The organism is Lacticaseibacillus hegangensis (assembly GCF_003946465.1).
GTDB classification, from domain to species: Bacteria; Bacillota; Bacilli; order Lactobacillales; family Lactobacillaceae; genus Lacticaseibacillus; species Lacticaseibacillus hegangensis.
This window is the reverse complement of sequence record NZ_RHOL01000017.1, coordinates 47,994-58,277: the sequence shown is the minus strand read 5'-3', so window position 1 is coordinate 58,277 and position 10,284 is coordinate 47,994. Positions and strand designations below refer to the sequence as shown.

Annotated in this window: 9 protein-coding genes; 7 read left to right on the top strand and 2 right to left on the bottom strand. The window is 57.5% G+C overall.

Features of this window, described 5'->3' with window-relative positions; all coding sequences use genetic code 11:
* Positions 1–190 precede the first annotated feature (190 nt).
* Together EKM86_RS06825 and EKM86_RS06820 are read left to right on the top strand one after the other, a co-directional pair.
* Positions 191–2,515 carry a YhgE/Pip family protein gene (locus EKM86_RS06825; protein ID WP_164506196.1) on the top strand — a complete coding sequence of 775 codons (2,325 nt, stop codon included), beginning with the start codon at positions 191–193 and terminating at the stop codon, positions 2,513–2,515.
* Between the two features lie 28 nt (positions 2,516–2,543).
* Positions 2,544–2,993 (top strand): MarR family winged helix-turn-helix transcriptional regulator, encoded by a 450-nt coding sequence (locus tag EKM86_RS06820; RefSeq protein ID WP_225419374.1) that lies wholly within the window; start codon positions 2,544–2,546, stop codon positions 2,991–2,993.
* 145 nt (positions 2,994–3,138) lie between these two features.
* Here EKM86_RS06820 and yidC read toward each other — a convergent pair whose 3' ends face one another.
* Both yidC and EKM86_RS06810 read right to left on the bottom strand, forming a co-directional pair.
* Positions 3,139–4,119 (bottom strand): membrane protein insertase YidC, encoded by a 981-nt coding sequence (gene yidC / locus EKM86_RS06815; protein ID WP_125756378.1) that lies wholly within the window; start codon positions 4,117–4,119, stop codon positions 3,139–3,141.
* 57 nt (positions 4,120–4,176) lie between these two features.
* The gene (locus EKM86_RS06810) at positions 4,177–4,458 is read right to left on the bottom strand and encodes an acylphosphatase (protein ID WP_125756376.1); all 282 of its coding nucleotides are present in this window, start codon (positions 4,456–4,458) and stop codon (positions 4,177–4,179) included.
* An 87-nt stretch (positions 4,459–4,545) separates the two neighbouring features.
* Between EKM86_RS06810 and EKM86_RS06805 the strand changes: the two genes are divergently transcribed.
* The 5 genes from EKM86_RS06805 to pheT all read left to right on the top strand — a co-directional run bounded on the left by EKM86_RS06805 (position 4,546) and on the right by pheT (position 10,237).
* On the top strand, positions 4,546–5,304 hold the full coding sequence (locus tag EKM86_RS06805) for a TrmH family RNA methyltransferase (RefSeq protein WP_125756374.1): 759 nt from the start codon (positions 4,546–4,548) through the stop codon (positions 5,302–5,304).
* Between the two features lie 93 nt (positions 5,305–5,397).
* On the top strand, positions 5,398–5,898 hold the full coding sequence (locus tag EKM86_RS06800) for an HD domain-containing protein (protein WP_125756372.1): 501 nt from the start codon (positions 5,398–5,400) through the stop codon (positions 5,896–5,898).
* Between the two features lie 134 nt (positions 5,899–6,032).
* Positions 6,033–6,395 (top strand): winged helix-turn-helix transcriptional regulator, encoded by a 363-nt coding sequence (locus EKM86_RS06795; protein ID WP_125756370.1) that lies wholly within the window; start codon positions 6,033–6,035, stop codon positions 6,393–6,395.
* A gap of 380 nt (positions 6,396–6,775) precedes the next feature.
* The gene (gene pheS, locus EKM86_RS06790; protein ID WP_125756368.1) at positions 6,776–7,822 is read left to right on the top strand and encodes a phenylalanine--tRNA ligase subunit alpha; all 1,047 of its coding nucleotides are present in this window, start codon (positions 6,776–6,778) and stop codon (positions 7,820–7,822) included.
* A 3-nt stretch (positions 7,823–7,825) separates the two neighbouring features.
* Positions 7,826–10,237 carry a phenylalanine--tRNA ligase subunit beta gene (pheT, locus tag EKM86_RS06785; RefSeq protein WP_125756366.1) on the top strand — a complete coding sequence of 804 codons (2,412 nt, stop codon included), beginning with the start codon at positions 7,826–7,828 and terminating at the stop codon, positions 10,235–10,237.
* Positions 10,238–10,284 lie beyond the last annotated feature (47 nt).

Here is a 10,284-nt window from a genome sequence, read left to right as displayed (position 1 = left end):
CGCCGTATACGGAACCGTACGTACGGTGGTGTGAGAGGTCGGTAGCCGAATTAATCGGCTACCTCCTACTCGATTGCAAATTGGTTGACATCCTTAAGCAAGTCGGGCAAAATGGCTTTTATGTTAATGGCATTGACATTTATGGCTATTAACAAAAACTTATTTGGGGAAGTGGCTATTTGTGCTATCAGTGAAAAAACATGCACGATTCATCACTTTGATTGGGCTCGTTGTGGCGATGCCGTTGTTGTTGCTCTACATCGCGTTGCAATTCGTGAACTACGAACAGGCCAACACCACGCAACATATCAAGGTAGCCGTGGTCGACCAGGATCAGCCCGCGAAGTTTCAGGGCGTCTCGGTTCATGCCGGCCGCGATGTGACGCAAAAGCTCCGGGACAATCACGACGTGGACTGGGCGTTTGTGTCCGCGCAGGCCGCACAAGCGGGATTGAAAAAGGGCACCTACCTGATGGCGGTGACGCTGCCGGAAGACTTTTCCAGCAACGTGACCACCGCACTCAGCCCAACACCAAAGCACAGCACGCTGAAAATCGCGCTGTCGCCGCACAATAATTTCGCCTCACACCTGATCAACACGACGGTGGCCACCAAGCTGCAGGCGCAGGTCGTGCAAAACGTTCAGCAGGCTTATGACGGGGCGGCCCTGACCGCCTTGAATTCGCTGGGCGACGGGGTCAGCCAGGCCCACGCGGCCACGGCGCAACTGGCCGATGGGTCGGATCAGGTCCAGGCTGGACTGATGCAGCTGACGGCCAACAACGAAAAGCTCACCAATGGCGCCAAGCAGCTGCCTGATGCGATCACCAAGCTGCTGGCGGGGAACCAGCAGCTGCTCGCGGGCAATCAGCAGGTGGCCGGCGGCGCCAATACACTTCGTCTGAGCCTTCAACGGGCGGCGGCGCAGATTCAGCAGCAGCTCGCGGCCGGCGCGCCTGACCTCGCTCGGCTCGACCAGGCCCTCACCACGCTGACGGCCGGCGTCAACGCGCTGGCGGCAGGGGTCAATGACCCCGCGATGGTGACGCTGAACGGCAACATTTCGACGAACATGAAGAAAGTGGGCGCGAATGCGGCTGCGATGCAAGCGGCCTTGGTCGACTTGAACGGCCAGCTTTTTGACAAGGAAAATGCGAAGTCAGCCGCCGTTCAGCTGGCGACTGCTGGGACCAACTTCACCACCGCCGGCGAGACGCTTAAGACGCTGCAGGGACAGCTGATGAAAGAACCGGCTGTCCTCGCGCTGGCGGCGAAAAACCCAGCGCTGCTGCAGGAACTCCAGACGATTCAAAAAACGATGACCGACGGCGCGGCCTCACTGCAAGGCGCTGGCGTCTCGCTGACCCAAGGCGGGGCTGCTGCGACCAAGCTCAAAGTCGCGCTCACCGATACTGGCAGCACGCTGCCCAAGCTGGGCAATGACCTGACCACGCTCAGCGGCAAGATGACTGACTTGAAGGACGGCATCAACCAGCTGGCTGACAAAAAGCAAGGCGCGCCTGCCCTGGCTGCCGGGGTGCGGCAAGCCATCGGCACGCTGCAAGGCGGTTTGAACACTGTCCAAGCCGGGCTCACGCGCACTGGCAGCACCCCAAGCACCATGGGGGCCGTGCAAGGTGCCGGTCAGCTCGCTGCCGGGTCCGGAAAAGTGCAAAGCGGCTTGGATCAGGTTCATTCCGGGTTGCAGCAGGTGGCTGCTGGTCTGAACGGGACGAGCACCAATCCCGGGTTGATTGCCGGCATCACCCAGTACACTGATGGCGCCGCCAAACTTGCGGACGGCAATCAGCAGGTCGCAGACGGCATGAGCAAACTCAACGTCAAGCTGGGCAGTGGCGCCGGGCAAGTCGTCAACTTAAGTACCGGCAAGGCGAATGTGGCACAGTTTGTCACCCCAGTGGCTACGCAAACGGCCAGTGATCCACTGGCTCGGCCACTGGCTAACATCTTAGCGCCGCTGGTGCTGCTGATGGTCAGCTTCATCGCGTCGCTTCTGACCGAGCTTGGCTTTGGCCGCTACTCGAAGAGCTTTGCGGCGCAGAAGCTGGTCACCCGAATCGGCGTTGTGGGCCTGGCGGTGGCACTGCAGGCCGTTGGGATCGGTTTGGTCGCCACTGCCATGGGCGTTGCGATCGCCCATCCGATCAGCTTGTTCCTGACCCTGTTGGTTGCCGGGGCGGTCTTCACCATGATCATCTTTGCCTTTGACCGCTTCATGGGGACGCTTGGGGTCCTCGCGACGCTGGCGCTGCTGTTCGTTCAGCTGATCGTCTCCGGCGGACTGCTGCCAAACGCAATGCTGTCAGGCTTCTACCAGTTCCTGGCGCACCTGCTGCCCGGGACGTACCTGCTTGACTTGCTGAACCAAAGCCTCAATGGACTGCAAACTGGCAGCCTCCTGGACGTGATTGCGTTGCTGCTGTTTGGCGTCCTCTTCGGCGTGATTCTTTGGGTGCCGCGTCGTATCAAGCAGCCCTCAGATGTGGTAGAGTAAGTGTAAGAAAATTTGAGGAGGGCTTTTTGTGGCAGAGCGCGATTTACTAGATGATTACATCGATGTCTACCTCTCAGGATTCAAGTACATCAGCGAGCTGGTTTCCGTGCCGACCATGACCTACCACCTGTCTTTTGAGCAGTTTCTGATCATGCGTGACGTCGCGGCGGGCCAGCGCCTGTCGCTATCAGAAGTCGCTAAGCACCGGCACGTCACGCGCGCGGCCATTTCGCGCCAGCTCAAGTCGCTGCTGGATGCCGGCTACATTGTGCAAACGCCGGACCCTAAGGACCGCCGTCGCCAGTACTTGGATCTGACCGATAGCGGCAATCAAGTGACGGTCGAGATTAACCAGGCCATTCACAAGCGCTTCTACGGGTGGGTCGAGGTCATTGGTGAAAAAGACGCCAAAGAACTGCTGCGCATTATGCGCCGCGTCAGCGATGAAGTCATTAAAAACGATCGGTCGAGCGATTAACCACAAATTGAACTCTGAAGCCTCCGAGCAGCTGCGTCTGCGCGGAGGCTTTTGCGTAGGGGACGCTGGGCACAAAAAAGCCCCACAATCATCAGACTCTTTGTCTAACAATTGTAGGGCACTTCAGCTGAGGACGCCGTCTTACTTAATCTTTGTGGTGGCGCTGCTTGCCGGCGTTGCGGTTGCGCTTGGCCGTCGGGGCAGGTTGGTCGTTACCCGTCAGCTCGTCCACAGTGGTCGTGGTTTCGGCTTCGGGCGCCGGTTCGTCGAAGGTGTGCTCATCAACGACAATCACCGGCGGGTTCTCCGCGATTTCCGCATCCATGCGCTTGCGGATATTTGGCGTGATGACGTAGGTGACGATGGCCTGCTGGATCAGGACGATGATCCCACCGGCGAGGAAGTAAAGCCCTAAGCCGGCGTTGTAAAACATACAGAAGAAGAACGTCATGATTGGGTTCAGCATGGCCGAGGTCTGCATCTGCTTGCGCTGCGACTTCGGGTAGGCCTGCAGCATGATCATGCTTTGGGCAAAGTACAGCAGGGTCGCCGCAATGGTGATCAGCATGCTGGACTGGCCAAGCGCGATGCCGAAGAATTTGGAGCTGGAGATTTCAGGCGAATAGGCAACGGCCTGATACAGCCCGGAGAAAATCGGCAGCTGGATCAGCATGGTCAAGCAGCCCATTGACGGGATCATCGAGGTCCCGTTTTTCTTGTAGACGTCCTGCATCATCGCGTTGAGGCGCAGGGTTTCTTCCTGCGTGATGCCCGGCTTTTTCATCTGCTTTTGGATAATGTCGAGCTGCGGTTTCAAGACGCGCTGTTTTTCCTGCGACTCGGTCATGTTCTTCTGCTGATTGAGCATCAGCGGCAGCAGGATCAGGCGCACGGCGAGCGTGATGATGATGATCGCAATGCCGAAGCCCGAGGCGGTCGAACTGCCGAAGAACCCGGCAATCCAAACCATCAGCTGTTGCAGCGGCTTGCCAATCACGTTGTAGAAGGCGCCGAAGAAGCCGGTGGGCGGTTTCAGCTGGGTGGATGCTTGCCGGCTGCAGGCTGCCAGAAAAAGTGTAATCAGGGCCACACCGCTAAGGGCGAGCCACCGTTTAGATTTGTGCATGAGTGAATTCCTTCCTAAACTTACTGCCGACTATCTTACTTGACCGCTCGCCGGCTTTCAACCAGTAACGCGGAACTTGTCATATGCTGGGATCGGGTCGAGCAGCTTTTCTTCATATGAGGTGACCTTGCCGCTTGGGGTCGGGCTGGCCTTAATGGCGGCCGTGAAGCGCGCCATGTCGGCCGGCTCGCCGACCGCTTCGATGTAGACCGAACCGTCCATATTATTCTCGACTTTGCCCACGATGTGCAGCTGCTGGGCCACCATTTGGGTCATCCAGCGGAAGCCGACGCCTTGGACACGCCCGTTTACTGTGATGCTTTTGGCAATTTTAACCATAGTATCCCTCCGCAAAGTACGATATCTCTATTAGTTTAGCATAAAGCTTAGGCGGATATGTTAGACTTAAGCCCGAGGAGGATGATCATGGAATATATCTCATCTGCAAAAAACGACCACATTAAAGCCGCCAAGAAATTGACGGTCAAAAAATATCAAAAACAAGCCGGGGCTTACCTGCTGGAAGGGTGGCACTTGGTGCAAGAGGCCATCAACGCCGGCCAGCAGCCGCGGCGCATTTACGCCACCGAGAAGTTTCTCGCCGAGCGGGAGCTGAAGCCGTTTTACGACGTGACCACCGAAATTTCGCCAGACGTCGCCAAGCACCTGGCCGAAACTGAAACCCCGCAGGGCATTTTTGCTGTGCTGCCGCTGGAAGAGCAGAAGCTGGACAGCGCACTGAGCGGCCAGTACCTGCTGCTGGATGCCATTCAAGATCCCGGCAATGTGGGCACTTTGGTGCGGACCGCGGATGCCGCTGGCGTCAAAACCGTCGTCTTTGGCGGCGGCACGGCTGATGCGTTCAATCCCAAGGTGCTGCGCGCCATGCAGGGCAGCCAGTTCCACGTCAACATTGTCTCCGCGCCGCTGCCGCGCTTGGTCGAGAACCTGAAGAAGGCCGGTATCCCGGTTTACGGCTCGGAGCTCAACGAGGCGGCCAAGCCATACCGCGAGGTTGACCCGAGCGACCAATTCGCGTTGATCGTTGGCAACGAAGGCAATGGCATGAGCCGCGACCTGCTTGCCGCGACCGACCAGAACCTGTACATTCCAATCAAGGGCCGGGCGGAGTCGCTGAATGTGGCGATTGCCGCGGCTGTGATCTTGTTTCACCTGACGGCTTAAGAATGGCTTAACAGGCGCCATTTTTCACTGCGACCTGTTATACTATAACTGTGTTGGACAACAACACAATTGCGAGCGAAAAGGGGCCACTGAATGAGTCATCAAAAATGGTCTGACGATCAGGAGTATTTGCACTGTGTCCAAGATCTGCTGGCGCAGCCGGCGGTGCAAAAGCTGGCCGACTATACGCAGCATCATCACTCGACTCGTCTGGATCACAGCATCAGTGTTTCTTACCGCAGCTTCCTGCTGGGCAAGAAATGGCATCTGAACACTCGTGCCTTGGCGCGAGCAGGTCTGTTGCACGACTTGTTCTATTACGACTGGCGGGTGACAAAGTTTTCACTGGGCACGCATGCCTTCATTCACCCGCGGATCGCTTTGCGCAATGCAGAGAAGCTCACCGACCTGTCTGACATGGAAAAGGACATCATCATCAAGCACATGTGGGGGGCGACCCTCGGCATGCCGAAGTACAAAGAAACCGTGGTGGTGTCTTTGGTCGATGACTACGCCGCAGTGGATGAATACCTGCTGCCTGAGCTGCAGAAGGTCATGCACCCGTTTCGCCGATTAGAACATGCACATCAATAGGGAAGTCCGGAGCAGCTCCGGGCTTCTTTTTTCATGCCTGCAGCCCCCTCGGGCAAAAAACTTGTAATTGATGGTAGATGGGTTATACTAATACTATCAATTTGTAAGCGTGAAAAATCATATGAGGTGATTACATGGCAGAACAGGTAGCGGTGAAAGAACCGAGTAAAGCGGAACTAAGCTTGTGTCCGAAATTTACTCAGACTTTCGTGATTTTGGGGAAGAAATGGAACGGCCTGATTTTGGAGACCTTGCTTGAGCATGGTCCTTCTCGGTTCAAGGTCATTGCAGGCACGATCAAGAAGTGCTCCGATCGCGTACTGGTTGAGCGGCTGAAGGAACTAGAAAGCCAGGGGCTGGTCGATCGCATCACCCATTCTGATTCCAGCCTGATCGAATACGCCTTGACCGCCAAGGGGGCGGCGCTTCAGCCTGTGATGGCCGCGGCGCACACCTGGGGCGACAGCTGGATCACTGACGCTGAGTGCCAGAACTAACCACGCGATTTTAGGGCAGCCTTGACGAATCGCGGTTTTTTGCTACACTGGAAGCATATATGATGCAAATACAGTGAGAGAAGCGCGAACCGGCGGCCCAGTCAGGAAAGGTGTTCAATGACTGAAAGACACCGCGGCGGCCAAAGGTTGGTTTTCACTTCTTGAGTAGACAGTCGAAAGGCTGCTCCGGTCCTGCCGTTATGAAGTTGAGTGCATGCCTATTTGGCGTGAACAAGGGTGGTACCGCGACGCTTCGTCCCTTTTAGAGGGGCGGGGCGTTTTTTGTGCAGGCTGCGAAGCGAGGCGCATTTAGCCCGAGCACGACTGCGCCTTTCAAAGCATCACTAATCCAGTTTTTCAGCCCTAAAAGGAGGACAATCATGGATCTTAAAACCAAGCTGGAACAGCTTCGGGAAGAAAACAAGAAACGCATCAAGGAAACCGAAGATCTCGATGCGCTGAACCAGATCCGCGTCAATCTGCTCGGGAAAAAAGGCCCGATCACAGAAGTGTTGCGCGGCATGAAGGATCTGCAGCCGGAAGAGCGGCCTAAGGTGGGCGCGTTTGCCAACCAGATTAAGGCTGATTTGCAGGAGAATCTGCAAAACCGCAAGGAGGCTCTTGAACAGGCTGCACTGACGGCCAAGCTGGCGACGGAGACCATCGATGTCACATTGCCTGGCGACCAGGTCGTTCAAGGCACGCCGCACATCATCGACCAGATCATGGACGACATCGAGGAGTTCTTCATCGGCCAAGGCTACCAAGTCGTCGATGGTCCAGAGGTCGAAGAGGATCACTACAACTTTGAGATGATGAACATCCCCAAGGACCACCCGGCCCGCGACATGCAGGATACTTTTTACATCGATGATCAGCTGCTGATGCGGTCCCAGACCAGTCCAGTTCAGGCGCGCACGCTGGAAGTGCACGACTTTAGCAAAGGCCCACTGAAAATGATCAGCCCCGGGCGCGTTTATCGGCGTGACACCGATGACGCGACTCATTCTCACCAGTTCCACCAGATCGAAGGCCTGGTGATTGATAAGCACATCACGATGGCTGATTTAAAGGGGACGCTGCTGGCTTTGGCGCAGCATGTCTTCGGCGAGGACCGGCAGATTCGGCTGCGGCCAAGTTACTTCCCGTTCACTGAACCAAGCGTTGAGGTCGATGTGTCCTGTTTCCACTGCAACGGCAAGGGCTGCGCGATCTGCAAGTACAGCGGCTGGATCGAGGTTCTCGGGGCCGGCATGGTCCACCCGAACGTGCTGACCAACGCCGGCGTGGACGCCGACGTGTACGGCGGTTTTGCGTTTGGCCTGGGCCCAGACCGGTTTGCCATGCTGAAATACGGCATTGACGACATCCGCAGCTTTTACCAAGGGGACGTGCGGTTCCTGTCACAGTTCAAGGAGGAGGGTTAAGCGATGAAGGTTTCATATGATTGGTTAAAAGAACTGGTCGATTTTCCTGCCACTCCCGAAGAACTGCTGGACAAGGTCTCGCGCACCGGCATTGAGGTCGATTCGGTGTCGCGCATGGCTGACGGCCTGAAGAAGGTTGTGGTCGGCCGCGTGGTCAGCTTGAAAATGCACCCTGATTCCGACCACTTGCATGTGGCCATGGTCGACACCGGTGAAGACGAGCCGCGCCAGATCGTGTGCGGTGCGCCAAACATCGAGGAAGGCCAGACGGTCATTGTGGCGCTGCCAGGCGCCCGCATCGGCGATAACGTGAAAATCAAGCGCGGCAAAATGCGCGGCGTTGAATCCGACGGCATGATTTGCGCTTTGCAGGAGCTGGGTTTTTCCAACGACATTGCGCCTAAAGCCTACGATGCTGGCATCTATGTCTTTGACGAGCCGCTTGAACCCGGCAGCGATGCCCTCAAGGCCCTGGGGATGGAAGACGCCGTGCTGGACTTTGAAATCACGCCGAACCGCGCTGATGCTTTGGGCATGCGCGGGGTGGCCTGGGAAGTCGGCGCCACTTACGGCAACAAGCCGCACTTTGAGGACAAGCCGGTCGTTGAAACCGGCAAGCCAGTGGCCGACTACCTGAGCGTCAAAGTCGCTGATGAAAAGGATGCACCTTCCTATCAGATGCGCGTGGTCGACAATATCACGATCAAAGACAGTCCGCTGTGGCTGCAGCGCCGCCTTTGGAACGCGGGCATTCGGCCGATCAACAACATCGTTGACGTGACCAACCTGATCATGCTCGGCTATGGCCAGCCGCTTCACGCGTTTGACTACGATAAACTCGGCAGCAAACAGATCTTGGTCCGTCGGGCAACGCCAGGCGAGCCGCTCACCACGCTTGATGGCAATGATCATGAGCTAACCCCAGACGACATCGTCATCACTAACGGCGAAAAGCCCATCGCGCTGGCCGGGGTCATGGGCGGGCTGAATTCGGAAATCACCGCAGGAACCACCACCGTTGCCATCGAGGCGGCCATGTTTGCCGGCACGCCGATCCGCAAAACGGCGCTGCGGTACAACCTGCGCTCTGAGGCCTCTTCGCGCTTTGAAAAAGGCATCGATGTGGGCAGCATCAACAAGGCGCTGGACGAGGCGGCCCGGCTGATGGCCGCGCTCGGCGACGGCGAAGTGGCGACTGGCACCATCAGCGCCAGCCATGTGGACCCAGAGCCGGTCGAAGTGGACATTTCGCTGGATCGCATCAACCACATTCTGGGTACGCAGCTGGATGCTAAGACCGTGACAGGCTTGTTCGACCGCCTGGGCTTTGAGGTGACCGAAGCAGACGGCTTGTTCTCCGTGCTGGTGCCCACGCGCCGCTGGGACATTCACATCGAAGCTGACCTGATCGAGGAAGTGGCGCGCTTGTATGGCTTTGACAACCTGCCGAGCACACTGCCGACGACGACCATGACCGTCGGCGAGTTCACGGCCAGTCAGGCCCGCCGCAAGCGCAGCCGCAAGCTGCTGGAAGGCCTCGGCCTCACCCAAATCATTTCTTACGCGCTGACGACGCCGGCAAAGGCCGCCGCCTTTGCAATCGACGACAGTGAGGAGACCCATGTGGCCTTCCCGATGACCGAAGACCACCAGACGCTGCGGCGCAATCTGGTCTCCGGGTTGATCGATGCGGTGGCTTATAATGTCGCCCGCAAACAAACCGACTTGGCCCTTTATGAGCAAGGCCGGATCTTCCCTCGCAGTGCTGGGCACACGCGGCCGCAAGAGGTCGAGTACATCGCCGGGGCACTCAGCGGTAATGTGATCCAGGCGGGGTGGCATCAGGCCGCTAAGCCAGTTGATTTTTACTATGTGAAGGGGATAGTCGACAGCCTGCTGGCGGACTACCGGCTTGCCGGGCCAGTCGAGTACCAGGCGCTGGTCGACGACCCGTGTCTGCACCCAGGGCAAAGCGCCAAGCTGGTGCTGGATGGTGAAGTGATTGGGCTGATTGGCCGGCTCCACCCGCAGTTTGAGCGCGCGCAAAAGATCAACGAGACCTATGTGTTCGAGTTGAATCTGGATGCGCTGCTGGCGGCTAGTCGCACGGAGATGACCGCCGTTGCGGCACCGAAGTTCCCGTCGGTCACCCGCGACATCGCCGTGCAGGTCACCGCGAATATCACCAATGCGGAGATCCAGGCCGTGATCGCCAAAAATGGCGGCAAGTTCCTGCAGGATGCGCACCTGTTTGATGTCTACAGCGGCAAGAAGCTGGCGCCAGGGCTGAAGAGTCTGGCGTACACGCTGACTTACCGCCGCAAGGACGCGACCTTGACTGACGATGAGGTCACCAAGGCGAACGACCGGGTCGAGGCCGCGTTGAAGTCAGAGTTAGGTGCAGTCATTCGTTAAATCCCGGTTACAATCGCGTGGTCGTGGCGAAAACCTGTCGCATTTTG

Coding starts and splice junctions, on each gene's coding strand:
- yidC (WP_125756378.1), bottom strand. CDS start 4,119: ATGCACAAATCTAAACGGTGGCTCGCCCTTAGCGGTGTGGCCCTGATT.
- EKM86_RS06810 (WP_125756376.1), bottom strand. CDS start 4,458: ATGGTTAAAATTGCCAAAAGCATCACAGTAAACGGGCGTGTCCAAGGC.
- EKM86_RS06805 (WP_125756374.1), top strand. CDS start 4,546: ATGGAATATATCTCATCTGCAAAAAACGACCACATTAAAGCCGCCAAG.
- EKM86_RS06800 (WP_125756372.1), top strand. CDS start 5,398: ATGAGTCATCAAAAATGGTCTGACGATCAGGAGTATTTGCACTGTGTC.
- EKM86_RS06795 (WP_125756370.1), top strand. CDS start 6,033: ATGGCAGAACAGGTAGCGGTGAAAGAACCGAGTAAAGCGGAACTAAGC.
- pheS (WP_125756368.1), top strand. CDS start 6,776: ATGGATCTTAAAACCAAGCTGGAACAGCTTCGGGAAGAAAACAAGAAA.
- pheT (WP_125756366.1), top strand. CDS start 7,826: ATGAAGGTTTCATATGATTGGTTAAAAGAACTGGTCGATTTTCCTGCC.